General features: G+C 62.4%; 21 protein-coding genes. 10 read left to right on the forward strand and 11 right to left on the reverse strand.

The genetic code is table 11. The features are described from left to right. Positions 1 to 2 precede the first annotated feature (2 nt). Positions 3 to 497 (reverse strand): DUF6231 family protein, encoded by a 495-nt coding sequence (locus ACI2JX_RS12165; RefSeq protein WP_404690151.1) that lies wholly within the window; start codon positions 495 to 497, stop codon positions 3 to 5. 148 nt (positions 498 to 645) lie between these two features. Between ACI2JX_RS12165 and ACI2JX_RS12170 the strand changes: the two genes are divergently transcribed. From ACI2JX_RS12170 to ACI2JX_RS12185, 4 genes are all read left to right on the forward strand, one after another. Then, a complete protein-coding gene (locus tag ACI2JX_RS12170; protein ID WP_264236352.1) occupies positions 646 to 1,338 on the forward strand; it encodes an OmpA family protein in 693 nt (230 codons plus the stop codon). Between the two features lie 88 nt (positions 1,339 to 1,426). Then, positions 1,427 to 2,149, forward strand: a complete 723-nt coding sequence (locus ACI2JX_RS12175) for an OmpA family protein (protein WP_404690152.1) — start codon at positions 1,427 to 1,429, stop codon at positions 2,147 to 2,149. Positions 2,150 to 2,245: 96 nt separating this feature from the next. Then, complete coding sequence (locus tag ACI2JX_RS12180; protein WP_264236354.1) at positions 2,246 to 2,521, forward strand: DUF1145 domain-containing protein; 276 nt, start codon at positions 2,246 to 2,248, stop codon at positions 2,519 to 2,521. After that, positions 2,514 to 3,272, forward strand: coding sequence for a collagen-like protein (locus ACI2JX_RS12185; RefSeq protein ID WP_264236355.1), 759 nt, complete (start codon positions 2,514 to 2,516; stop codon positions 3,270 to 3,272). The genes ACI2JX_RS12180 and ACI2JX_RS12185 overlap by 8 nt, the downstream gene beginning before the upstream one ends. Positions 3,273 to 3,323: 51 nt before the next feature. Here ACI2JX_RS12185 and ACI2JX_RS12190 read toward each other — a convergent pair whose 3' ends face one another. Further along, positions 3,324 to 3,965 (reverse strand): TetR/AcrR family transcriptional regulator, encoded by a 642-nt coding sequence (locus ACI2JX_RS12190; protein WP_319004536.1) that lies wholly within the window; start codon positions 3,963 to 3,965, stop codon positions 3,324 to 3,326. A gap of 171 nt (positions 3,966 to 4,136) precedes the next feature. Here ACI2JX_RS12190 and ACI2JX_RS12195 point away from each other — a divergent pair, with 171 nt between their 5' ends. Together ACI2JX_RS12195 and ACI2JX_RS12200 are read left to right on the forward strand one after the other, a co-directional pair. Continuing rightward, positions 4,137 to 5,237, forward strand: a complete 1,101-nt coding sequence (locus ACI2JX_RS12195; RefSeq protein WP_264236357.1) for an efflux RND transporter periplasmic adaptor subunit — start codon at positions 4,137 to 4,139, stop codon at positions 5,235 to 5,237. Positions 5,238 to 5,243: 6 nt separating this feature from the next. Continuing rightward, positions 5,244 to 8,309 (forward strand): efflux RND transporter permease subunit, encoded by a 3,066-nt coding sequence (locus ACI2JX_RS12200; protein WP_404690153.1) that lies wholly within the window; start codon positions 5,244 to 5,246, stop codon positions 8,307 to 8,309. A 36-nt stretch (positions 8,310 to 8,345) separates the two neighbouring features. On the opposite strand, the gene ACI2JX_RS12205 is transcribed toward ACI2JX_RS12200, so the two are convergent. From ACI2JX_RS12205 to plsB, 4 genes are all read right to left on the reverse strand, one after another. Beyond that, positions 8,346 to 9,035: a DUF4197 domain-containing protein gene (locus ACI2JX_RS12205; RefSeq protein ID WP_404690154.1), complete on the reverse strand. Its 690-nt coding sequence runs from the start codon at positions 9,033 to 9,035 to the stop codon at positions 8,346 to 8,348. 33 nt (positions 9,036 to 9,068) lie between these two features. Continuing rightward, a complete protein-coding gene (locus ACI2JX_RS12210) occupies positions 9,069 to 9,467 on the reverse strand; it encodes a YbaY family lipoprotein (protein WP_392464506.1) in 399 nt (132 codons plus the stop codon). Positions 9,468 to 9,577: 110 nt separating this feature from the next. Continuing rightward, the gene (locus ACI2JX_RS12215) at positions 9,578 to 10,288 is read right to left on the reverse strand and encodes a hypothetical protein (protein ID WP_404690155.1); all 711 of its coding nucleotides are present in this window, start codon (positions 10,286 to 10,288) and stop codon (positions 9,578 to 9,580) included. A 97-nt stretch (positions 10,289 to 10,385) separates the two neighbouring features. Then, complete coding sequence (gene plsB / locus ACI2JX_RS12220; RefSeq protein WP_264236361.1) at positions 10,386 to 12,854, reverse strand: glycerol-3-phosphate 1-O-acyltransferase PlsB; 2,469 nt, start codon at positions 12,852 to 12,854, stop codon at positions 10,386 to 10,388. A gap of 233 nt (positions 12,855 to 13,087) precedes the next feature. On the opposite strand from plsB, the gene ACI2JX_RS12225 reads away from it, so the two are divergent. Further along, positions 13,088 to 13,297, forward strand: coding sequence for a cold-shock protein (locus tag ACI2JX_RS12225; RefSeq protein ID WP_186556243.1), 210 nt, complete (start codon positions 13,088 to 13,090; stop codon positions 13,295 to 13,297). Positions 13,298 to 13,361: 64 nt separating this feature from the next. Here ACI2JX_RS12225 and ACI2JX_RS12230 read toward each other — a convergent pair whose 3' ends face one another. The 4 genes from ACI2JX_RS12230 to ACI2JX_RS12245 form a co-directional block, all read right to left on the reverse strand. Further along, positions 13,362 to 13,739, reverse strand: a complete 378-nt coding sequence (locus tag ACI2JX_RS12230; RefSeq protein WP_186556244.1) for a hypothetical protein — start codon at positions 13,737 to 13,739, stop codon at positions 13,362 to 13,364. A gap of 19 nt (positions 13,740 to 13,758) precedes the next feature. Continuing rightward, positions 13,759 to 14,571, reverse strand: coding sequence for a putative RNA methyltransferase (locus ACI2JX_RS12235; protein WP_186556245.1), 813 nt, complete (start codon positions 14,569 to 14,571; stop codon positions 13,759 to 13,761). Further along, the gene (gene dapE, locus ACI2JX_RS12240; RefSeq protein WP_186556246.1) at positions 14,571 to 15,722 is read right to left on the reverse strand and encodes a succinyl-diaminopimelate desuccinylase; all 1,152 of its coding nucleotides are present in this window, start codon (positions 15,720 to 15,722) and stop codon (positions 14,571 to 14,573) included. The genes ACI2JX_RS12235 and dapE overlap by 1 nt, the downstream gene beginning before the upstream one ends. 195 nt (positions 15,723 to 15,917) lie before the next feature. After that, positions 15,918 to 18,518 (reverse strand): glycosyltransferase, encoded by a 2,601-nt coding sequence (locus ACI2JX_RS12245; protein WP_404690156.1) that lies wholly within the window; start codon positions 18,516 to 18,518, stop codon positions 15,918 to 15,920. A 260-nt stretch (positions 18,519 to 18,778) separates the two neighbouring features. Here ACI2JX_RS12245 and tcdA point away from each other — a divergent pair, with 260 nt between their 5' ends. Continuing rightward, positions 18,779 to 19,588: a tRNA cyclic N6-threonylcarbamoyladenosine(37) synthase TcdA gene (tcdA, locus tag ACI2JX_RS12250; RefSeq protein ID WP_404690157.1), complete on the forward strand. Its 810-nt coding sequence runs from the start codon at positions 18,779 to 18,781 to the stop codon at positions 19,586 to 19,588. A 486-nt stretch (positions 19,589 to 20,074) separates the two neighbouring features. Here the strand turns inward: tcdA and ACI2JX_RS12255 are convergent, their stop codons facing one another. Beyond that, entirely contained in the window at positions 20,075 to 20,539 is a 465-nt protein-coding gene (locus ACI2JX_RS12255) for a CopD family protein (RefSeq protein ID WP_264236366.1), read from the reverse strand. Positions 20,540 to 20,637: 98 nt separating this feature from the next. On the opposite strand from ACI2JX_RS12255, the gene dinG reads away from it, so the two are divergent. Together dinG and ACI2JX_RS12265 are read left to right on the forward strand one after the other, a co-directional pair. After that, positions 20,638 to 22,782, forward strand: a complete 2,145-nt coding sequence (gene dinG, locus ACI2JX_RS12260) for an ATP-dependent DNA helicase DinG (RefSeq protein ID WP_404690158.1) — start codon at positions 20,638 to 20,640, stop codon at positions 22,780 to 22,782. Positions 22,783 to 22,862: 80 nt separating this feature from the next. Continuing rightward, the gene (locus ACI2JX_RS12265) at positions 22,863 to 25,100 is read left to right on the forward strand and encodes a beta-galactosidase (protein WP_404690159.1); all 2,238 of its coding nucleotides are present in this window, start codon (positions 22,863 to 22,865) and stop codon (positions 25,098 to 25,100) included. The last annotated feature ends 43 nt before the right edge of the window (positions 25,101 to 25,143 follow it).

Raw genomic sequence — 25,143 nt, forward strand, 5'->3', positions numbered from 1 at the left:
AATCACCACCAATACTTGCCAAAATTTTCAGGGTTGGCCCAGAACCTGGCGTTGAGCCAGTCCGGGACTTGCTTGTAGTCATGTAGATCATAGGTGAACAGGCTCAATACCTGTTGGTCACGGCGGAATTTCTCGCTCGCCGACATTGCCAGGGAGAAAAAATCGGTGTCGTGCCAGCCGCAGGCGGCCAGGTCGGCCAATACCGCGACCCGGCTGGCATTGAGGTTGCGGATGCCGCCGAGCAGTTGCAGGCCGTTGCGCTTGGACAGGTGCTCCAGGCAATCGACCAGCACGGCCAGATCGTAACGTTGCGCCGCTACTAGAGCCGGCAATGCGCCAGGTTCGGCCACTTCTATCGTGACCTCGGGGTGGGCCTGGGCGAACGCGTCCAAGGCGGGAAAGCGCGTGCCCACCAGCAATAGTCGCTGCGGCGTGAAGCGTTCCAGCAAGGCTGCCAGTGCCTGCTGCGGGGTGCGTTGGGAAAAACCGTCGGTCATTGCCAATCCTCGTTGGGGGTGTTCAAGACTAGCCGTCCCCGGCGCGCGGGCAAAGCGCATCGTGGCTTATCGCTGGCAGAGAGGAAATGTGCGGTCTTTACTCCCAGGGATCGGCCATCTGCCGATTCCCCCTAGGAGACGCAACAAAATGAGCATAGTACGCACAGCGATACCCCTGGTACTGCTCACCAGTGTGTTGACTGGTTGTGCAGGTTTGCAAAAAACCGACTGGCCGAAGTGTGCTGCCGTCGGGGGTGTGGGCGGCGCAGCGCTTGGCGCCATCGAGAGTTCCAGCTGGGCGGGTTGGGGCGCGCTACTGGGCGGTGGCCTGGCGGCAGGTTACTGCTGGGCCCACGGCGATGGTGACGAAGATGGTGATGGCGTGCCGGACAGCCGCGACAAGTGCCCCGGTACCCCGCGTGGGGTGCAGGTCGACGCCAATGGCTGCCCGCCTGAGCCGGTTGCCGTGGTCGAGGAGGTGGTGGTCGAGAAGGAAGAGGTCATTGTCATTCGCGACGTTCACTTCGAGTTCGACTCCGCGCGCCTGACCGCCGCCGACAAGGAGCGCTTGAACACCATCGCGACACGATTGAAGCAAGAGGCGGCCAGCGCTCGCTTGAGCGTTACCGGGCACACCGATAGCGTCGGCTCCGACAGCTACAACCAGAAACTGTCTGAGCGTCGGGCCCATTCGGTCACCGATTACCTGGTTGAAAGTGGAGTGCCGCGCAGCAGCTTCGTCTCGGTGGTTGGCGCTGGCGAAACCCAGCCAGTGGCCGACAACGCTACCGCTGATGGGCGGGCCATGAACCGGCGTACGGAAATCAAGATCCAGCGTTGATGGCACGTGCCCGCGCCTTGAGAAGTGGCGCGGGCGCGTCTTTACTCCTGTCAGACCGGTAGCGGCCGGTGACACAGGAGCATTCACCATGAGTGTTATGTCGAAGGCGGCTTTGCCGTTGCTGTTGGCGTCAAGTCTGCTCACAGGCTGCGCAACCCACAGTGACGGCAGTGCGCCCCTCAATCAAAGGACGTGGCCTCTGTGCAGCCTGCTTGGCGGGCTGGCCGGCGGTGGCCTGGGCGCTATCGAGAGTTCCAGTTGGGCGGCCGGGCTTGGCGCGGCCGGGGCGATCGCGGGCGGTCTGATCTGCTATGCCCAGGATGGCGACGAGGATGGCGACGGCGTCTTCGACCGCCGCGACCGCTGCCCGGATACGCCGGCTGGCACCCAGGTCGATCATATGGGCTGTCCGTTTGTGGGCTATCCACCTGCCAGCGGAACGCCGCAAGAGCCTGTAGCCACTTCCCAGGTGATCACCCTGGACGACCAAGGCCAGGTGCTGTTCGCGTTCAACTCGGCCACCCTCACGCCTGCCGCCCAGCAGCGAGTGCATGATGTGCTGCCCAAGCTCAATGACCCCAGCGTGACGAGCATCAAGGTCATTGGCCATACCGACGCAGTAGGCTCCGACAGCTATAACCAGACCTTGTCCGAACGCCGTGCCAGCAGTGTCGCCGAATACCTGATCAGCCAGGGAGTGGCGGCCAGCAAGGTGACCAGCCAAGGCCGCGGCAAGAGCGAAGCGGTGGCCGACAACGACACTGAGGAAGGCCGCGCGCTCAACCGACGGGTGGAACTGCACCTGGACTGAACCCCTCTGGCGCGCTTTCTGCCATGCGGTTACTGTTGCCGAATCGGCCCGCTCGAACGGGCCGCTTCGTCATAACAACAACTCAGGGGGCGGGGTATGAAGTTCATCCTGGGCCTGGGCAAGGCCCTGACCGTGGTGTTCTGGTGGGTGGTGCTGGTGAACTGGCTGATGCCCCAGCCGCTGCCGTTCAATCTACTGATCAATGCTGCGGGTATCTTGCTGCTGAGCCTGCATGTGCTCGAAGTACTGTTCTTCAACGCCAGCCTGCGCCAACGCAGCCACCGCTGGTTCGACCGTCTGCAGATCCTGCTGACGGGTATTTTCCATGTAATGTCCATTCCCAAGCCTCAGGAGGCGCCGCGCCGTGCGTAAATTGATGTTGCTGGTTGCATTGACCAGCCCGCTGGCTCACGCCGAAAGCCTGGAAGTCGCCGCCCATTCGGTGCTGCGTTTGGCCAATAAAGCCAGCAGCGTGCACCTTGAGCACCTACGCGTTGCGGATTCTGCAACGTTATTGCTACCGGCGTCGCTGACCTCGCTGAAAGTCGATCAACTGGAGCTTGGCCGTGATGCGCGAATTGCCGTGGCGCCGGCTGAAACGGCCTTGAGTATCGAAGCGGGCAGTGCCCGTTTTGCCGAAGGCAGTGAGATCAGTGCGCCAGGCGCGCCGGGCAGCTATGAGCGGGCTGCTCGACCGGGGCGCAATCTGGATGTGCAACTGCATGCGCTGGAGGCGGATCGGCTGGCGATCGATGCTCGCGGTGGGGCTGGGGCGCCTGGGTATGTCGGCCTCGATGGCGCCAATGGCAAGGCCGGTGGTTGTACCTGGGGGCAGGCTAGCCGTGGGGCTAATGGCGACAATGGCGGCAATGGCCATGACGGCGCGGCCGGTGGGCGGATCCGTCTTGCCTTGCCTGAGGGCTATCCGCAGGAGCGTGTTCAGGTTCGCCTGGAGGGTGGTGCGCCGGGTAAGCCGGGTGCTGCCGGCAAGGCTGGGGCAGGAGGCTCTAGCAAAGGCTGTCTGGTGTATCGCACCGATGCTGGGGCCAATGGGCGTGCGGGTGAGCCGGGGCAACCTGGGTTGGCGGGGGCTGCGGGAGAGTTGATTTTGCAGCGGCTGTAATTTAATTGGCATGGGCCTCATCGCGGGGCAAGCCCGCGATGGGGTGAAAACCTAAAACTGATAAGCCCGCATAAACAAGCCCACCACTTCGCGCACATGCACCTCTGCCTCATCCACCGACAACGCCGGCGCACAGCCCAGCAGCAAGCGATAATCCGGCGCGCCCTTGATCAAGCAGAAGAAATGCTCGGCCGCTCGCAAGGGGTTATCGATCTGCAACAACCCGCGCTCAGCCACCGAGCGCAGCAGCGCCTCCATCTCGCCCAGTACCTGCTTGGGCCCCGCTTCGTAGAAGAACTGGCCAAAGCCTGGGTCCTGGCTGCCCAGGGCAATGATCAAACGGCTCAATTTCACCGACTCGTCACTGCTGATCAGCGCCTGGAAGCCGCGGGCGATGTTCAACAGCACCTGATCCAACGGCACGCCGTCGGGCAATTCGAAGATCAGCTCAGGCAATTGCGTCTGACAGGTCGCCATCACCGCCGAGCCAAACAAGGTCTGTTTGTCGGTGAAGTGGCTATAGACCGTGAGTTTTGAAACACCTGCCGCCGCAGCGACCGCATCCATGCTGGTGTTGGCATAGCCAAGGCTGAGGAACAGCGCCTTGGCCGCTTCGAGGATGGCCTCTCGTTTGGCCAGGTCCTTCGGCCGGCCAGGGCCGATGGGTGCGTCGTTGGACATTGGAATCCGCATCTAGGTGAACAGTCGCCCATCTTACCGGGTCAGGCGCGCTCCGGCTGCAATCTGCGACCAATCGTTAATGTTGATTATCTGTGCGACGCCAGCTTCCCGGCTTCGGTTCCCTGATTTAATATACTCGGCAGTATAAATATTCGAAGTGCTCTTCGCGAAAGGTCATTCATCATGTTGCGTCATGCCTTGTCCATCGCTTTGCCTGCCACCGCGGCCTTGCTGCTGGCCGCCTGTGGTCAGCAGACCGCAGCACCGGCCGCACCCCGCCCGGCCTTGGTGGTTCAGCCCCAACCCGCCGCTGCGGCTGCCGACAGCTACCCGGGTGAGGTGCGAGCGCGGTTCGAGCCGGAGCTGGCGTTCCGCATCGCCGGCAAGGTCAGCAAGCGCTTGGTCGAGGAGGGCCAGCGGGTCAAGGCCGAGCAGCCGTTGGCTGAACTCGACCCGCAAGACGTCCGCCTGCAACTGGAAGCTAACCGCGCCCAACTGGCCGCCGCCCAAGCCAATCTGGCCCTGGTGCAGGCCGAGCGTGACCGCTACCAGAAGCTGCTCGATCGACAAATGGTCAGCCGCTCGCTCTACGACAACGCCGAGAATCTCTATCGCGCCGGGCTTGCCCGTCTGAAGCAGGCCAAGGCCGAGTTCGATGTCGCCGGCAACCAGGCCGACTATGCCGTGCTGCGTGCGCCGCAGGCGGGGGTGATCGCCAAGCGCCAGGTCGAGGTCGGCCAGGTCGTGGCCGCCGGGCAAACGGTGTTTACCCTGGCCGCCGATGGCGAACGTGAAGTGGTCATCGGCCTGCCAGAGCAACAGTTCGCCCGCTTCGCGGTGGGGCAGAAGGTTAGCGTCGAATTGTGGTCGCACCCCAACCAGCGTTTCGAGGCCCATATCCGCGAGCTGTCGCCAGCAGCCGACCCACGCTCGCGCACCTTTGCCGCGCGAATTGCCTTCAATTCGACCAAGACGCCGGCCGAACTGGGCCAGAGCGCGCGGGTGTTCATTGCCCACGACGGCCAGGTGCCGCTGTCGGTGCCGCTGTCGGCGGTGACTGCCGAACAAGGCCAGGCCTATGTCTGGCGTGTCGGCCAGGACAAACGCTTGCACCGTGCTGCAGTGCGCCTGGGCGCTTATGGCGCGGACAACGTGCCCGTGCTCGAAGGCCTCGAAGCCAGCGACTGGGTGGTTGCCGCAGGCGGCCATGTATTGCGCGAAGGCCAGCAAGTGCGACCGGTGGATCGCACCAACCGTGAAGTAGACCTGGCGGCCAAGGAGTAAGTCCCGATGGGTTTTAATCTTTCCGCCTGGGCGCTGCGCAATCGCCAGATCGTACTGTTCCTGATGATCCTGCTCGCGGCCATTGGCGCGATGTCCTACACCAAGCTGGGGCAGAGCGAGGATCCGCCGTTCACCTTCAAGGCCATGGTCATCCGCACCCTCTGGCCCGGGGCAACGGCCGAGGAGGTCTCGCGCCAGGTGACCGAGCGCATCGAAAAGAAGCTGATGGAGACGGGCGAGTACGAGAAGATCGTCTCGTTCTCCCGCCCGGGCGAGTCGCAGGTGACCTTCATGGCCCGCGATTCGCTACATTCCAAGGATATTCCGGAGCTGTGGTACCAGATTCGTAAAAAGGTCGCAGACATTCGCCACACCCTGCCACCGGAAATCCAAGGGCCATTTTTCAATGACGAATTCGGCACCACCTTCGGCAATATCTATGCGCTGACCGGTGACGGCTTTGATTACGCCGTGCTCAAAGACTACGCCGACCGCATCCAGATCCAGCTGCAAAGGGTCAAGGATGTGGGCAAGGTCGAGCTGATCGGCCTGCAGGACGAGAAGATCTGGATCGAGCTGTCCAACCTCAAGCTGGCCACCCTGGGTGTGCCGCTGGCGGCGGTTCAGCAAGCGCTGCAGGAGCAGAATGCGGTGAGTACCGCAGGCTTCTTCGAAACCGCCAGCGAGCGTCTGCAATTGCGCGTCAGTGGACGTTTTGACAGCGTCGAGCAGATCCGCCAGTTCCCGATCAGGGTCGGTGACCGCACCTTCCGGATTGGCGATGTGGCCGAGGTGCACCGCGGTTTCAACGACCCGCCCGCGCCGCGCATGCGCTTCATGGGCGAAGATGCCATTGGTCTGGCGGTGTCGATGAAGGAGGGCGGCGACATCCTGGTGCTGGGCAAGGCTCTTGAAGGCGAGTTCGAGCGGCTGGCGCACAACCTGCCGGCGGGGATGGAGCTGCGCAAGGTGTCCGACCAGCCGGCAGCGGTGAAGGCCGGTGTTGGCGAGTTCGTCCAGGTGCTGGTCGAGGCGTTGGTCATCGTCTTGTTGGTGAGCTTCTTCTCGCTCGGGCTGCGCACCGGCCTGGTCGTGGCCCTGGCGATTCCGCTGGTGCTGGCCATGACCTTCGCTGCCATGCATTACTTCGGTATCGGCCTGCACAAGATTTCGCTTGGGGCGCTGGTACTGGCCTTGGGCCTCTTGGTGGACGACGCGATCATTGCCGTGGAAATGATGGCGATCAAGATGGAACAGGGGTTCGACCGCTTCAAGGCGGCGAGTTACGCCTGGACCAGCACCGCCTTCCCGATGCTCACCGGCACCCTGATCACGGCGGCGGGCTTCCTGCCGATCGCCACGGCGGCGTCGAGCACCGGCGAGTACACCCGGTCGATCTTCCAGGTGGTGACCATCGCCTTGCTCACCTCGTGGGTCGCGGCAGTGCTGTTCGTGCCCTATCTAGGGGAGCGACTGCTGCCAGATCTGGCCAAGCTGCACGCGGCGCGCCACGGCAGCGATGGGCATGCGCCAGACCCATACGCCACACCGTTCTATCAACGCGTACGGCGCGTGGTGGAGTGGTGCGTGCGGCGGCGCAAGACCGTCATCCTGCTGACCATCGCCGCCTTTGTCGGCAGCATCCTGTTGTTCCGCTTCGTGCCCCAGCAGTTTTTCCCGGCCTCGGGCCGGCCTGAGTTGATGATCGACCTGAAACTGGCCGAAGGCGCCTCGCTGAGCAACTCCGCCGAACAGGTCAAGCGACTCGAAGGGCTGCTCAAGGCCCAGGATGGCATCGATAACTATGTGGCCTATATCGGCACCGGCTCTCCGCGTTTCTACCTGCCGCTGGACCAGCAACTGCCGGCGGCGAGCTTCGCCCAGTTCGTGGTCCTGGCCAAATCGCTGGAAGATCGCGAAGCGCTGCGTAGCTGGCTGATCGCCACGCTCGATGAGCAGTTCCCAGAGCTGCGCTCGCGGGTCACGCGCCTGGAAAACGGCCCACCCGTGGGCTACCCGGTGCAGTTCCGTGTGACCGGCGAGCACATCGAGAAGGTCCGCGCACTGGCCCGTAAAGTCGCCGACAAGGTGCGGGAAAACCCGCACGTGGTGAACGTGCACCTGGATTGGGAAGAGCCGAGCAAGGCGGTGTTCCTGGAAATCGACCAGGACCGCGCGCGTGCCTTGGGCGTGAGCACTTCGCACCTGGCGAGCTTCCTGCAGAGTTCGTTGACCGGCAGTACGGTGAGCCAGTACCGCGAAGACAACGAGCTGATCGAGATCCTCCTGCGCGGCACTCAACAAGAGCGCAGTGACCTGGCCAATCTCGGCAGCCTGGCATTGCCCACCGAGAATGGCCAAAGCGTTGCCCTGTCGCAGGTGGCGACGCTGGAGTACGGCTTTGAAGAGGGCATCATCTGGCACCGCAATCGCCTGCCGACGGTCACCGTACGTGCCGATATCTATGACAAGGAGCAGCCGGCGACCTTGGTCAAGCAGATCTCGCCCACCTTGCAGGACGTACGCGCCAGCTTGCCAGACGGTTATCTGCTGGAGGTGGGCGGTACTGTTGAAGACTCCGAGCGAGGGCAGAAGTCGGTGAATGCCGGCATGCCGCTGTTCATCGTGGTGGTACTGAGCCTGCTGATGATCCAGCTGCGCAGCTTCTCGCGCACGGTGATGGTGTTCCTCACCGCCCCGCTAGGGCTGATTGGCGTGACCCTGTTCCTGCTGGTGTTCCGCCAGCCGTTTGGCTTTGTCGCCATGCTCGGCACCATCGCCTTGGCGGGGATGATCATGCGTAACTCGGTGATTCTGATCGACCAGATCGAGCAGGATATCGCCTCTGGCATGCAACGTTGGCAGGCGATCATCGAGGCCACGGTGCGGCGCTTCCGGCCGATCGTGCTGACCGCGTTGGCGGCCGTGCTGGCGATGATTCCGCTGTCGCGCAGTGTCTTCTATGGGCCAATGGCGGTGGCGATCATGGGGGGCTTGATCGTCGCCACGGTGTTGACCCTGTTGTTCTTGCCGGCTTTGTATGCGGCGTGGTTCAGGGTCAGGAAAGACTGATGAGATTGGGGCTGCAAAGCAGCCCCAACAGTTACATCAAAGTGCGCCGAAGACTTTCTTGGCCAGGCTGGTCGCCGCCTGGGCCGGGTTCTGGCGAATGCTCTGCTCTTGCTTGGCGATCATCTCGAACAGACCGTCAAGGGCCTTCTCGGTCACGTAGCTCTCGACGTTGGCGCTCTTGGCATCGCCCAGACCCAGGGCCGAAGCCTGGCCGGCGAAGCTGTTGTACTGCTGAACCACGCCAACCTTGTCGGTGGCCGCCTTGACGATTGGCAGGAACTTGGCGCGAATCTGCTCGCGGCTGCTCTTGTTCAAGTACTGGGTTGCCGAGTCATCTGCACCGCTGAGAATGCCCTTGGCATCGGTCACGGTCATCTTCTTCACGGCGTCGACCAGAATCGCCTGCGCCTGTGGCACCGCAGCTTCGGCAGCCTTGTTCATGCTGTCTTCCAGGGCTGTGACCTGGTCGCCCTTGCCGAACATCTTCATCGCCTTGGCGGCCTTGCCCAGGTTGCCCGGCAGCTCGATACGCACGTCCGGATTGTTGCTGAAACCGCCAGGGGTGCTCAGTTGCTTGACGGCAACTTGTGCGCCTTGGGTCAGGGCGTCCTTCAGGCCGCCAGCCGCATCGTTCTGGGTCAGGTCGCCAAGCGACACCGCCAGGGTGCTGGCAGACAGCAGCAGGCCGGCGCACAGGGTGGTGAGGCGCAGGGAGGAGCGAATCATGGGGACTTCCTTATGCAAATGAATAAACGGGGATCAGCGAACCGGATCGACCTTGATCCGCACCGGCTGCACATCGCTGCCGTCGAGCTGGACACCGTGGTGTTCGGTATTGATGAACAGCAGCTTGCCGTCCAGTTCGATGCGCGCGCTGACCGCATAGCGATGGCCAGGCTTGATTTGGGCTGGGTCGTAGGTCAAGTGGAACGGCAGCGGTACGTTACCCTTGACTGGGCCGGCCTGGCTGGCCAGGGTCACGGCGGGGGCGTCCATCAGCGATACGTCTTGCAGGCTCACGCTCAAGGTAGCGGCCGGTGGCAAGGCAATGCGCTGGAGGTAGAAGACTTCGCCATCCAGGCTGGCCTGGTTCGACGGGGTAGTGCTGGAACAGGCTGCGAGCAGGGATGCGCAACACAGCATAACGAGCTTTTTCATGGAATCTCCGTAGTCCTGGGGCTGGCTTGTGGCCAACCCCAGGGACTTTAGCGGATTTTCTTCGCCGATAGTGAGCCCTGCTAGTGTTCAGGACTCACTTCGGGAGTGCCTTATCCCCTCGGCCGTCCCAGCGTCACCTGCTGGGCTTCAGTGAGTTCAGCCAGGTCGATATTTCTCAGGTTTCGGCCGGCTACAAATTTACCTGAAGGCGCGCGCAGGATGAAAAGAAGGTCATAGCTGCGCCCGCTGGTCAATACGTTGTTATCGTATCGAAGAGAGAAGGGCGCCTTAAGTGCGCGAACCTGATAACTGGTTTCGCTGATCCTATTGAAGAAAGGCTGCAGGTCATCATTCAGCCCTACTTCATTTAAGCTAATGATGAGCTGGTGACCTTCCAGGTCGTCGATCTGAGGAATTGAAATATCGCCATGAATTTCAGTGAACACTGTTGAAGCGGGTTGTTGGGTCGCTGAGGTGCTCGAACCTGAGACGGTAATGTTCTGCTCCACGCGCGCTGTAGCATGATTGAGCATCAGTGGGATTTTTACCCGTTCCTTATTGCTGTCAGGCCCGAAGCCCGCCTGAATTATCGCCTCCAGCTCGAGCGCCTCGCCCGCTTCAAAAGCGCCGGTGTCCACGGTCAATTGGAAGGGGATGCGGGTGCCACTATATTGCTGAATGCAGTAAGACCTCGCCTCGCGTAGTTCAGTGACTGTGGGTGGGGTCAAAGCAATAATGATTTGATGTGGTGTTGCATCATAGTGGGGTATATCTACTAAACTTAATGAACCAAACAACTCGATAAAGTTTACTTTGCTCATAACATGGCTCCTGCCACGAAGAATAGTGAGTGCGCGGTTATCGCGCACTGACGAGTCTGTGTGTTGGCAGGAGTGTGAGTAAGTTGGAAAGCTGTCCCTATAGATCATTGCGATGCAGCGCTACCTGGCGGATCGACAGACGCAGCTCTGCCGACAGCACACGCTTGGCCACCCCTTCGGCCAGCTCGCCGAGCTTGTCGTGATGACCAAGCTTGCCGTTGTTGTCCGGGCGCAGCACGCCTTGTTGCACCAGCGTCTGGATGAAGTGGCGGAACAGGGTCTTGTCGAAGAACTCCGGAGCATTGAGGCCATGCAGGATCGACAGGCGCTGGGCCATCATCACGCACAGGTCTTCCAGCTCCTCGGCGCTCAAGGTCTGCTGGCCGCTGTTGAGCAGCAGCGAGGTGGCCATGTAGTAGCGTTGCAGGGCCTGGGTGATGGTGCGGGCCAGCAAGGTCAACAGCACGAACTGCCGTGAGCTCGGTGCCGGGCGCAGGTAGACCTGGTTTTCGAAGCGCAGCAGGCCTTGCTCGACAAAAGCTGCCAGCCACTGATCGATGACCTCGTCCAGTTGCTCGGGCGCCCAGCGCAGGAACAGCTCCGCCTGCAGGTACGGGTACAGCGCCTTGACGTACTGGCCGATCAGCTCGCGGCTCATCCGCGAACTGCTCTGGAAGAAGCTCGCCAGTAACGCTGGAAGGGCGAAGATATGCATGACGTTGTTGCGGTAGTAGGTCATCAATACCGCGTTGGCTTCGTCCAGGTACAGGATGCGGCCCATCGCATCGTTCTGCTCGGCCAGCAGGTCCATGCCCCGCACGTGCTTGATCAAGGCCAGGCCATCGCCCTCGGGCAAGGTGGTGTGCGACGAGTAGGGCACTTGGCGTAGCAGCGCCAGGTACAGGTCGAGAATGCGCACCAGCGCGCGTTCGTCGAGGGCGTGGCGACTGGTCGAAAGCAGCGCCAGGGCCACCAGGTTGACTGGGTTGATCGCCGCCGCCTCGTTGAGGTGGCGGGCCACGGTTTCGCCCAGGCGGGTGGTGGTTTCATTCAGCCAGGCCGGGCGGAACTGCGGACCGAGCGCCTGCTCGCGCCAGCCAGGTTGCTGCTGGTCGAGAAAGCCGGCCAGACGGATCGGTTCACCGAAGTTGACGTAGACCTGGCCGAAGCGCTGCTTCAGCGCGCCGATGACCTTGAAGATGTCGAAGATCGACTCCTTCTTCTTGCTTGCGCCGCGCAACTCGCCCAGGTAGGTGCGGCCTTCCAGCACGCGCTCGTAGCCGATGTACACCGGCACGAAGACAATCGGCGTACGCGAGGAACGCAGGAAGCTACGCAGGGTGATCGCCAACATGCCGGTGCGCGGTTGCAGCATGCGCCCGGTACGCGAACGCCCGCCTTCGACGAAGTATTCCACCGGAAAACCCTTGGTGAACAGGGTGTGCAGGTACTCGTTGAAAACGGCCGTGTACAACGGGTTGCCCTTGAAGGTGCGGCGCATGAAGAACGCCCCGCCGCGCCGCAGCAGCCCGCCGATCACCGGCATATTGAGGTTGATGCCGGCAGCGATGTGCGGCGGGGTCAGGCCATTGCGAAACAGCAGGTACGACAGCAGCAGGTAGTCGATATGGCTGCGGTGACACGGCACGTAGATCACTTCGTGGCCGGGGGCGATGCCCTGCACCTGCTCGATGTGATTGACCTTGATACCGTCGTAGATCTTGTTCCAGAACCAGCTGAGCACGACCTCCAGGAAGCGGATCGCAGTGTAGGTGTAGTCCGAGGCGATCTCGTTGCCGTAGCGCAAGGCCTGGGCCTCGGCCTTGGCCAGTGGGATTTTCTCCCGTTCGGCTTCATCGGCGATGGCCTGGCGCACCAGCGGGTCGTGGATCAGGCCCTTGACCAGGTTGCGCCGGTGGGAAATGTCCGGGCCGATCACTGCCGTCTTGAGGTTGCGGAAATGCACCCGCATCAGCCGTTGAGCCATGCGCACCGTGCGTTCGTGGCCCTTGTTATGCTCGACCAGCTCGCGCAGGTGGATAGGCGCGGAGAACTGCACGCGGGTCTTGCGTCCAAGAATCAAGATGGTCAGCAAGCGCCGCAGGCGGCCGGTGACGGCCCAGCTATCGGCGAACAGCAGCTTCCATGGGCTCGATTCGCTGGCGGGGGTCTGCCCCCAGAACACGCTCACCGGAATGATCTGCGCGTCTTCCTCCGCGTGCTGGCTGATCGCCGCGACCAGCCGCTCGAGCGTTGGCGGTGCACCGCGTTTATCCTGGCGGCCGAGCCAGTCCGGGTCTGGCGTCAGGTAGAAGAATGCGGCCGGTTCCTGCAAGGGGCCCACGACAACGGGCAATACCGGGCGCGGCAGCCCCGCTTTGGTGCACTCTCGATCGATTACCGCCAGGTCGGTCAGTGACGGCGAGGGCAGGGCGTAGAACACCGGGCGGCTGCGATCGAGCTTGAGGGTCAGGGACGATTGGTTGATGGTCTCGGAGCGCACCCATAGGTACAGCACGCGGCGCAGGGCGCCGAAGATCAGGCGACGCAAGGGAGAACGGGTCATGGAATGTGTGTGCCCTGATGAGAGGATCGGGTCTATTTACAATCAGTTAGTCTGCCGTATCGGCGTAAGTTCAGCAAAAATCTGCAATTCACGGGGCGGTCATGAATTTTCTTTGTTCTCTGTCATATACTCGGTCCGCACCTTGCAGGATATTTCGGCAAGCTGTGTCGGCACAGGGTGGAGAACCTGTGTCAGCAAGGCGATCTTCACAATAAAAAACCGGAGTAGTTCAGATGTCGTCTCGTGAGACTGGGAATGTAAAGTGGTTCAACGATGCCAAGGGTTATGGCTTCATTCAGCGCGAGGGTGGGGCGGATGTATTCGTCCACTATCGGGCAATCCGCGGTGAGGGTCATCGTAGCCTGGTCGAAGGGCAGCAGGTCGAGTACAACTTGACCCAGGGCCAGAAAGGCCTGCAGGCCGAGGATGTAGTCGGTCTTTAAGCCTCAAGCTTCAAGCTGCAAGTTGACCGTGGAACTTGCAGCCTGATGCCAAGCGCAACGAGCTTCAGCTCGTACGCCAGGTGATTTCCTCTTCACCGTCGGCACTGATGCGGATCCAGCGATCGGCATCTTCTTCCCCTTGTTCTTCCGCCCAGCTACCCGGTGCGCAACGTATTTCCACGTTGAGCGCGGCAAAGGCTGCGCGTGCGCAGGCGATGTCGTCGTCCCATGGAGTCTGGTCGCTTTCCAGGTACAAGCTGTTCCATTTCCCTACAGCCTTGGGTAACCAGGTGACCGGAATGTTACCGGCCTGGCATTTCCAGGTCTGGCCTTTTTGCTTCCATTCGCTGCAAGGGCCCAGCGCTTGGGCGAGCCAGGCAGAAATCTGCTTGTGGTCGACGTCGCTGTCCTTGAGGTAGATCTCGATATCGGGTTGGCGCATAAAAAGGCTCCGGGTGTGCTCAGTCTTGGCGCACGAAATAGTCATAACGCATGGAAACCGTGACCTCGAACGGCTCGGGCTGGTCGATCACCCGTGCGCGTTTCTCGGCGCTGGCGCGCCAGCCGTGTGGGGTCATGGCCAGCAGGTCGGCACGGGCCTTGGGCTCGGCCAGGCTCAAGCGGAACTCGAGGATCTCGCTATGAGCATGGGCCATGCCTTGCGGGACCAATGCCAGGTGTTTGTCGTCGGCGTAGGGGCGTACTTCATCGTAGAGCACCTCGCGCAATTGCATCAGGTGGCCGCTGGTCGGTCCGACCCGCATCAGGCCACCGCCTGGGCTGAGCAGGCGCAGAGCCTCCTGCCAGTCCAACGGGCTGAACACGCTGGCAATGAACTGGCAGCTGGCATCGGCCAGCGGCACCCGGGCCATGCTGGCGACCATCCAGGTCACCTCTGGCGCGCGGCGACAGGCGCGCTTGACCGCCTCGCGGGAGATGTCCAGGGCATAGCCTTGCGCCGCCGGCAGGGCCTGGGCAATTTGCCCGGTGTAGTAGCCTTCGCCACAGCCGATATCCAGCCAGACGCCGGGCTGGCGCTCGGCAGCCAGTTCTGCCAGGCGCCGCGCCACCGGCGCGTAATGGCCGCCGTCGAGGAAGTCGCGGCGGGCCTCGACCATGGCCTGGTTGTCACCTGGGTCGCGGCTGTTCTTGTGCTGCACCGGCAGCAAGTTCAGGTAGCCCTGGCGCGCGCGGTCGAAGCGGTGGCCGGCAGGGCACACTACGCCGTTGTCCAGGGGTGCCAGGGCTGCCTGGCAGAGCGGGCAGGCGAGCATCAGGCGAGCAACCGCACCAGGGTCTGGTAGTAGATCTCGGTCAGCAGGTCGAGATCACTGGCCAGGATACGTTCATCGACCTGGTGAATGGTGGCGTTGACCGGGCCGAGCTCGACCACCTGGGTACCCATGGTGGCGATGAAGCGGCCGTCGGAGGTGCCGCCGCTGGTCGACGGTTGGGTATCGCGGTCAGTCACTGCCTTGATGCTGGCCGACACCGCATCGAGCAGGTCACCTGGCTCGGTGAGGAACGGCAGGCCCGACAGTGCCCAGTCGATCGACCAGTCCAGCTGGTGCTTGTCGAGGATGGCGGCGACGCGCGCCTGCAGGCCCTCGACGGTCGACTCGGTAGAGAAGCGGAAGTTGAACAGCGCCGTCAGGTCGCCCGGAACCACGTTGGTCGCGCCCGTGCCCGAGTTGAGGTTGGAGATCTGGAAGCTGGTCGGCGGGAAGAATGCGTTGCCTTCGTCCCAGTGCTCGGCAGCCAGTTCCGCCAGTGCTGGCGCGGCCAGGTGGATCGGGTTGCGCGCCAGGTGCGGGTAGGCCACATGGCCCTGCTTGCCACGTACAGTCAGCTTGGCACCGAGCGAGCCGCGGCGGCCGTTCTTCACCACATCGCCGAGCAGGTTGGTGCTCGACGGCTCACCGACGATGCACCAGTCCAGGCGCTCTTTACGCGCGACCAGGCGCTCGACCACGGCTTTGGTGCCATGGTGGGCCGGGCCTTCTTCGTCGCTGGTGATCAGGAAGGCGACCTTGCCGCGGTGATTGGGGTAGTCGTGGACGAAGCGCTCGCTGGCCACCACCATCGAGGCCAGGCTGCCTTTCATATCGGCCGCGCCACGCCCGCAGAGCATGCCGTCGGCATCGATCAGCGCTTCGAACGGCTCATGCTGCCATTGCTGCACCGGGCCGGTGGGGACCACGTCGGTATGGCCGGCGAAGCACAGTACCGGGCCTTCCTGGGTGCCGTGGGTGGCCCAGAAGTTATCGACGTCCTCGATACGCATCGGTTCGAGCTGGAAGCCGACGGCACCCAGGCGGTTCATCATCTGGGTCTGGCAGTCGGCGTCGACCGGGGTCACCGAGGGGCGGCGGATCAGGTCGCAGGCCAGTTGAAGGGTAGGCGAGAGCTCGGCTGGGGCCGTCATGGGGGACTCCGGGGGCAAGGCAAGGCGGGAAATCAGGGGCGTTATCTTATATCAAATGATGTCGCCGGGCACGCCCAGGGCAGGCGGCAGGAGGCCAATGACCTTGAGGGAAGGGCGTGGGAGCGGGCTTGCCCCGCGATAGCGATGTTCAATCCACACTCGCTATCACGGAATAAGCCCGTTCCCACGTGCCCCTTAGCCTTGGGCAGCAGTCGAGGGCTCAACAGACTTTGCGACAGGCTTGGGCAGCGACGACAGGAAGGCCATGATCAACGCCGCCAGGTACGGCAACGACTGCACCAGCAACATCGCCACCCAGAAACGCATGTCCGAGCTCGGCAGGCCCTGGACCAGATAGATCCCGGCCGCAGCGCCCCACAGCAAGAGCATGATGAACAGCTCTTCGCGCGCTTCGGAAATCGCCACCAGCAAGCCATGGCTGTCGGCATTTTTCGGTGTACGGAAGAACGGCATGCTGCTGGTGAAGAAACCGTACAGCACCGCCTTGGCGATGGTGTGCGACAGCGCCAGCCCCGCCAGCGCTGCGGCGAAGGCATCTTTTAGGTCGACGCCGACCGCGCGACGATACAGGAACAGGATCTTGCCGACCTTGAAGAAGAACAACGCCAGTGGCGGAATGGCGAAGATCATCAGCGGCGGATCGACCCGATGCGGCACGATGATCATCGCTGCCGACCACAGCAGTGCGCCGACGGTGAAGAAGATGTTCATGCCATCGGCGACCCACGGCAGCCAGCCGGCCAGGAAGTGATAGCGCTGGCCACGGGTCAGCTCGCTGCCTTTGCCGCGCAGCAGGGCGCGGGCGTGGTGCTTGATGATCTGGATCGCGCCGTAGGCCCAGCGGAAACGCTGCTTCTTGAAGTCGATGAAAGTATCGGGCATCAGGCCCTTGCCATAGCTGTTGTGCGCATAGGCGGCGGACAGCCCTTTCTCGAATACCCGCAGGCCCAGTTCGGCATCCTCGCAGATGCACCACTCGGCCCAACCCAGCTCTTGCAGGACGCTGCGCCGGGTCATGGTCATGGTGCCGTGCTGGATGATCGCGTCACGGTCGTTGCGGGTCACCATGCCGATGTGGAAGAAGCCTTTGTATTCGCTGTAGCACAGCTTCTTGAAGGCACTTTCATGCTGGTCTCGGTAATCCTGTGGCGATTGCACCACGGCGATCTTCGGGTCGGCGAAGTGCGGCACCATGTGCTTGAGCCAGTTGCGGTCGACGCAGTAGTCCGAGTCGATCACCGCGATCACCTCGGCGTCCTTGGCAGTGTGTGGCAGCAGGTAGTTCAGCGCACCGCCCTTGAAACCGGCCAGCGGCGCGACGTGGAAGAACTTGAAGCGCTCGCCGAGCAGTTCACAGTGGGCCTTGAGCGGCTCCCAGACAGCCGGGTCCTTGGTGTTGTTGTCGATCACCAGCACTTCGTAGTCCGGATAATCCAGCGCGGCTAGGGCATCGAGGGTCTGTTTGACCATTTCTGGTGGCTCGTTGTAGCAGGGCACATGCACCGAGACCTTCGGCCGGTAGGCAGAATCGCCCTGCACGGGGAGAAACTCCCGGCGCCGCTTGGCGGTCCACACCGTCTCGGCCAGTTCGTGCGCCTCGGTCATCAGCACGATGAACACGCCAATTGCACCCAGCGCGAGCAAGAAGCCCACGGTCAGGCTGAACCAGGTGCTGTACTGCTGGCTGTAGTCGTAGGCAATCCATACCAGCACCGAACCACACAGGAAGGTGATGAAGGTCAGGAAGGTCCGCCCGCGCTGGCGCAGGGCCGAGCCGTCGATCAACAGGATGGTCAGGGCGAGCATCGCCAGCACCACCGACGCGACCGCCAGTGCCCGCCATTGCGGGATCGCCACCACCGGCCCTTCGAAGTTGAATTTCTGCTGGCGTTCGGCGTTGAACACGCCCCAATAGGCGCCCACCGAGCCTTCGTCACTGGCCTTCCACGGCTGGTCATAGGCTTCGATGACAAAGTAGTTGTAGCCGCGGCGGTTGAGGGTGTTGACCAGGGTGCGCAAGTAGATCGCCTGGTCGGCCTGGGTCGCATCGGCGCCACCGCGCATGCGGCCGTTGCTTGGCCAGCCAACCTCCGAGAGCAGCAGCGGCTTGCGGGGGAACTGCAGCTTGAGCTCGCGGGCACGGTCGAGAACGAACTCCACCGAGTCCTGCATGGGCACGAACTCCCAGTACGGCAGGATGTGCGCGGCGATCAGGTCGACGTGCTTGGCCAGCTCTGGGTGTTCTTTCCAGATATGCCATTGTTCGCTGGTAGTCACCGGTACTTTCACCGCCGCGCGGACCCTATCCAGGTACTGGATCAATGCCTCAGGCGTGATCTCTTCGCGGAACAGCGCTTCGTTGCCCACTACCACCCGGACCACGCTGCGCGAGGTATTGGCCAGCTCGATGGCCTTGCTGATCTCACGCTCGTTGCGCTCTTGATCGGGGCTGATCCAGATGCCCAGGGTGACGCGCAGGCCCAGTTCCTCGGCCAGGCGTGGGATCTCGGCCTGGGTGCCCTCGACGGTATAGATGCGAATGCTGTCGGTCAGCTTGCTCATCTGCTCCAGGTCCTGGCGCATCTCATCGTCACTTGGGTACTGGCCTTTCTGCGGACTTTCGCCCAAGCGGAACGGCGAGTAGGAGAAACCGGAGATCTGTTCCGGCCAGGCAGGGGCCGACACTGGGCGATTGATCAGCGCCCAGAACCCGGTGAACAGCGCGGCGATGGCCAGCACCACCACCAGGTTGAGGCCGAATTTGCGTGATGACATAAGCGTTTCAAGGTTCCGATGAAGGGAGCGGGGCGGGCGCCACAGGGGCGTGAGTCCTACGCTTACCTGGGAAGGTAGTTGATTGGATTTTCCGCAGAGGATGAAGTTCTGATCCCGCTCTATTGTCGTCCATATCTGGTTGCGTGGTAGGACATTAAAGCAGGGATGCTAGGGAAGGTGCCAATTGGCGGCGCTGTGCCGCGGCCCTGGGAGCGCTCGATTGGCGTATAATGTGCGCCGGTTTTTTCGGGGTATTGGCCATGAGCACAGAAGATCCACGCTTTGCCGGCGTCGCCCGGTTGTACGGCGACCAGGGGCTGCAACGCCTGCGCGATGCCCACGTGGCGATTGTCGGCATTGGTGGCGTGGGCTCGTGGGCCGCAGAGGCGCTGGCCCGTAGCGGGGTGGGTGAAATCAGCCTGTTCGATCTGGACGATGTTTGCGTGAGCAACACCAACCGCCAGGCGCACGCCCTGGAGGGCCAAGTTGGGCGCGCCAAGGTCGAGGTCATGGCTGATCGCCTGCGGGCGATCAACCCGGCCTGTCGAGTGCATGCCGTGGCTGACTTCGTCACCCGCGAAACCATGGCCGAGTACATCACCGAGCAGATGGACTGTGTGATCGACTGCATCGACAGCGTGATGGCCAAGGCGGCGCTGATCGCCTGGTGTCGTCGACGCAAGATCGGCATCGTTACCACTGGCGGCGCCGGCGGGCAAATCGACCCCACCCAGATCCAGATCGGCGATCTCAACAAGACCTTCAACGACCCGCTGGCCTCGCGGGTGCGTTCGACCCTGCGCCGCGATTACAACTTCTCGCGCAATACCTCGCGCAACTACGGGGTACCTTGCGTGTTTTCCAGCGAGCAGCTGCGTTACCCAAAGGGTGATGGCAGTGTCTGCCTGCAGAAAAGCTTCGTCGGCGAGGGCGTGCGCCTGGACTGCTCCGGCGGCTTCGGCGCAGTGATGATGGTAACGGCGACCTTTGGCATGGTAGCGGCGAGCAAAGCGGTGGAGAAGCTCGTAGCCGGCGCTCGACGCCCTTCTGAACGCGTGGTCGCGAAGTAGCGCAAGCGTTCCTTCAGGCCTCATCGCGGGAAAAGTCAAAGCGATGAGGCCAGGCCAAACCCCACAAATCAAAAATACAAACTTGGCTTTGGCTTTGGCTTTGGCTTTGGCTTTAGCGAGAGCGCAGCGATTCGCCTGCTCTTGATCTTTATGCGCGCAACTCCAGGCAACGCAGATTCGCGACTTCAGGAGGCTGAGCAGAGGTGCCTGTAGGGCCAGGTGCGCCAGCACCCTTCGGCGCAGCCGAAGGCGCGAGATGTAGATTTGCGCAGCAAATCGTAGGCCGCGCGGGCCCGGAAGGCGCCGGCGCGAAGGGACCCCGGAGCGCAGCGCAGGGGCCGTATGCAGGAGCGAGCGGCTTTGCCTACTTTGGCCAAGACCAAAGTAGGCCGCCGTAAGGGCGGAAGGGGCCAGCAGCGCCGCCACATCAAACGGATAAGCTCAATCTCTAAAAGCCCCAGCCCCAGCCCCAGCCCCAGCCCAACCTCAAACCAAAACCCGCGAACTAGCGACCCCAACCACCGCCAACCCCACCAGCAAATTAACCCCCACCATCCGCCGAATCCGCGCCAAAACCCCAGCCCCAGCCGCCCAATCCCCAGCCTGCACCGCCGCCCGCAGCTCCGGCAGCATCAACGCCTGCACCCGCATAAACAGCGCAAACATCACAATCGCACCCCCAATCATCACCTGCACATACCGAGGCGCCGTTTCAAACCCGGAAAAACGCAAATGCAACATCCCGATACCACTGATCGCCAAAACCGCTACCGCCGCCCAGACCCAGCCAAAGAAACGTCGGAAAACTTCCACCCACAAGCGCAGCCGCGCAGGCCCCTCCAAGGCGGCAACCGTGGCCGGGCGCAGGACCAGCCAGGCGAAGAACATGCCGCCAACCCAGACCAGGGCAGCCAAAACATGCAGTGTGTAGGGCAGGGCAAAGGCAAGCATCAGGATCTCCATGCGGCACAAAGGGCGATAGCGGGGTATGATAGCCGCCCCATGCGAAACACTGAAAATATATCCAGCCCTTCGGGCGCCTGCAGACCATGATCAGCAACGAACTCAAAGCCACCATCCAGGGCGCCTACTCGCGTTTTCTCGAAGCCAAGAGCCTCAAGCCTCGCTATGGCCAGCGCCTGATGATCGCCGAAGTGGCGAAAGTGCTCGGCGATATCGCCTGCGACGACGAAGGTCGCCGCTCGGGCGAGCCGGCCGTGGTCGCGGTCGAGGCCGGCACCGGTACCGGCAAGACCGTCGCCTACAGCCTGGCGGCGATTCCCGCCGCCAAGGCTGCCGGCAAACGCCTGGTGATCGCCACCGCGACTGTGGCCTTGCAGGAGCAGATCGTGTTCAAGGATCTGCCCGACCTGATGCGCAACAGCGGGCTCAATTTCAGCTTCGCCCTGGCCAAGGGGCGCGGGCGCTACCTGTGTCTGTCCAAGCTCGACGTGCTGCTGCAGGAAGGTCACGCCCAGTCGGCGACCGCCCAGCTGTTCGAGGAAGAAGGCTTTCACATCGAAGTCGACGAGCGCAGCCAGAAGCTGTTCAACAGCATGATCGAGAAGCTTGCCGGCAATCGCTGGGACGGTGATCGCGACAGCTGGTCGGAAACCCTCGAAGACCAGGACTGGGCGCGCCTGACCACCGACCACAGCCAGTGCACCGGTCGCCACTGCCCGAACTTCCAGCAATGCGTCTTCTATAAGGCACGCGAGGGCATGGGTAAGGTCGATGTAATCGTCACCAACCATGACATGGTCCTGGCCGACCTGGCCTTGGGTGGCGGTGCGGTACTGCCCGACCCGCGTGACACCATGTACGTATTCGACGAAGGCCATCACCTGCCAGACAAGGCGATCGGCCACTTCGCGCATTATTCGCGCCTGCGCTCCACTGCCGACTGGTTGGAGCAGACGGCCAAGAACCTGACCAAGCTGCTCGCCCAGCATCCGCTGCCGGGTGACCTGGGCAAGTACATCGAACAGGTGCCGGAGCTGGCCCGCGAAATCCGCACCCAGCAGCAGTTCATGTTCACCTTGTGCGAGCAGGTCGCGGATTTCCGCCCCGGCGAAGACACCGAAGGCCGTGAGCGCCCACGCTACCGCTTCGAGGGTGGAGTGGTACCAGAGCAGATCCGCGAAGTCGGCATAGAGCTGAAAAAGGGCTTCTCGCGTCTCAACGACCTGTTCACCCGTCTGGCCGACCTGCTCAAGGAAGGCATGGACGGGGAAAACAACATCGGTATTGCCAGCCACCAGGCCGAAGAGTGGTATCCACTGTTCGGCAGCCTGATGACCCGCGCCCAGGGCAACTGGGAGCTATGGACCGCGTTTACCGCCGAAGACCCGCAAGACAGCCCGCCAATGGCGCGCTGGCTGACGCTGGCCGAAACCGGTGCGTTATTCGACATCGAAGTCAACGCCAGCCCGATCCTTGCCGCCGAAATGCTGCGCCGCAGCCTGTGGAGCGTCGCCCACGGCGCTCTGGTGACTTCGGCTACACTCACCGCGCTGGGCAAGTTCGACCGCTTCCGCATGCGTTCGGGCCTGCCTCGCGACGCGGTGACGTGCGTGGTGCCCAGCCCGTTCGTGCACGGCGATGCTGGCCTGCTGCGAGTGCCTGACCTGGGCGCTGATCCGCGTGACGCTGCTGGGCACACGGCAGCGATCATTCGTGAACTGCCGGCAATGCTCGAGGAGGCCCGCGGCGCGCTGGTGTTGTTCTCCTCACGCAAACAGATGCAAGACGTGTTCGATGGCCTGGACCGTGACTGGCGCAAACTGGTGTTGATCCAGGGCAACCTGTCCAAACAGGAAACCCTCAACAAGCACAAGGCGCGGGTCGACGATGGCCAGCACAGTGTGCTGTTCGGCCTGGCCAGCTTCGCCGAGGGGGTCGACTTGCCGGGTGCCTATTGCGAGCACGTGGTGATCGCCAAGATCCCATTCTCGGTGCCGGACGATCCGGTCGAGGCGGCCTTGGCCGAGTGGATCGAAGCCCGCGGTGGCAATCCGTTCATGGAAATTGCCGTACCCGACGCCTCGCTCAAGTTGATCCAGGCCTGCGGTCGCTTACTGCGTACCGAGCAGGATCGCGGCGTCATCACCTTGCTTGATCGACGCCTGGTCACCCAGCGCTACGGCAAGGCTATTCTCAATGCGCTGCCGCCATTTAGGCGGGAGATTTCCTGACGGCCGGAGCAAGACGCCCGGCCCGTTGTCCATCACTCAGTCAAGGGCCCATGAGGGCTCTGAAGGAGAGCCCCAGCCCTATGCTCCATCGCACCTTGCCCGCTGTACTTACGCTGTTGTTCAGCTCGCCGTTGCTGGCCGCGCAGCAGACGTTGTTCAGCTTTGTGCGGCCGGCTTCAGTGGTCAATGTGATCACCGCTGATGCGGGCATGCCGCAGTACAACGCGGAGCAGACGGCCGAGGGCGAGGTGCTGCGGCGGGTGGTGTTCAATCCGGTGGAGCGGCCGACACTGGGCCTCAGCCCGCAGAGTGGCGTCTGGGACTGGTCTGCCGGTCAGGCGCTGACCTTGCGCCTGCAAAGCGCTATGGACTGGGCCTTGAGTGTGGATGTCACGGTGCAGAGCAGTGATGGCCGCACGCTTACCAGCCGTATCGACCTGCCCGCCGGGCCTGCGCAGACAGTGATGGTTCCGCTCAAGGCCAGCTCGCCATTGAGCCAGGGCATGCGTGCGGGGCCGCCCATGCCGTGGACCTATCAAGGGCAACGGCTGCTGCTGACCAGCAGCGTCGGTGAAGTCGATCTCAAGCAGATCAGTTCGGTTACCTTGAGCATTCCAAGACCCAAGGTGGCCCAAAGCCTGCTGATCGAGAAAGTCGGTATCCAGGATGACGACCTGGCGTTCAAGGCCGCCTACGACGGTTTGATCGATGCTTATGGCCAGTCCACCCGGGGACGCTGGCCGGAAAAGATCGTCAACGATGATCAGCTCAAGGCCGCTGATACCCGCGAACAAGCTCAGCTCAAAGGCTGGTTGGCAGAGCGCGGCAAACAGCAATTGGACAGCTACGGTGGGCTGATCGCCGGCCCGGCCTTCGAAGCCAAAGGGTTTTTCCGTACGGAAAAGCGTGATGGCCGCTGGTTCCTGGTGACCCCTGAGGGGCACCCGTTCTATTCGCTCGGCATCAATGCCGTGGCCGCCGACGGCGGTCGTACCTATATAAGCGGACGCGAAAGTATGTTCATCGCCTTGCCGGGCGAAGGCGAGCGTCTCGCCGCGTTCTATGGCCAAGGCAACAACGATGATGGCAATGCCTCGTCGCAGGGACGTAATTTCAACAAAGGTCGCTGGTTCGACTTCTATGCTGCCAACCTGCATCGTGGGCATGGCCAGCCTTGTCCGGCGCCAGTAGAAGGGCAACTACCCGTTGCCTGCCCACCGGCGGCCCTCGACGCAGCACGCTGGCAGAGCCACACCCTCGATCGCATGCAGGCCTGGGGCTTCAATACCCTGGGTAACTGGAGCGATCCGGCCCTTGGCCTGGCCAAGCGAGTGCCCTACACACTACCGTTATCAATCGTTGGCGACTACGCCAGCATCAGTACCGGTATGGACTGGTGGGGGCGCATGCCCGATCCGTTCGATCCACGCTTTGCCATGGCGACCGAGCGCGCCGTAGCCATCGCCGCCCGTGATCACCGCGATGATCCTTGGCTGATTGGCTACTTCGCCGACAATGAACTGGCCTGGGCAGCGCCAGGTGATGATCCCAAGGCCCGCTATGGGCTGGCCTTCGGCACCCTGAGGCTGACCACCGATGTACCGGCCAAGCGCGCGTTTCTCAAGCAGCTGCGCGACAAGTACCGCAACCAGGAAGGTCTGTCCAAGGCTTGGGGTATAGACCTGCAAGCTTGGGAACTGATGGAAGACCCAGGCTTCGAAGCGCCGCTGCCCAATGCGCAGCATCCGGAAATCGAGCGCGATTATCAGCATTTCCAGCAGGTATTCGCCAATACCTACTTCAAGACCATCTCCGACTCGCTGAAATGGCATGCCCCCAACCACTTGCTGCTGGGCGGGCGCTATGCGGCCAGTACTCCAGAGGCAGTGAAAGCCTGCGCCGAGTTCTGCGACGTGCTGAGTTTCAACTTCTATACCCTCAAGCCTGAAGATGGCTACGATTTCGCTCGGCTTGCCGAGTTGGACAAGCCGTTGCTGGTGTCCGAATTCCAGTTCGGTTCCCGCGACCGTGGGCCATTCTGGCCGGGGCCGCTGGAGCTGGTACGCGAGGAAGATCGCGGCCCGGCTTACGCCAACTTCCTCAAGGCTGCGCTGGCTCAACCGATGATTGTCGGCGCGCACTGGTTCCAGTACCTCGACCAACCGGCCAGTGGGCGCTTGCTCGATGGCGAGAATGGGCACTTGGGGCTGATTGCAATTACCGATGTGCCATATCCAGGTTTTGTCGAAGCGGTGCGCAGGAGCAATCAGCAGGTAATGGATGAGTTGCGCAAGGCGCTGAACAAGCCTGCTCCGTAGGTCATAAAGCGGCATTTCGGTGCCGTTTGTCGACTTTTCCCTA

It is taken from the genome of Pseudomonas sp. NPDC088890 (assembly GCF_044900155.1).
GTDB lineage: Bacteria > Pseudomonadota > Gammaproteobacteria > Pseudomonadales > Pseudomonadaceae > Aquipseudomonas > Aquipseudomonas urmiensis.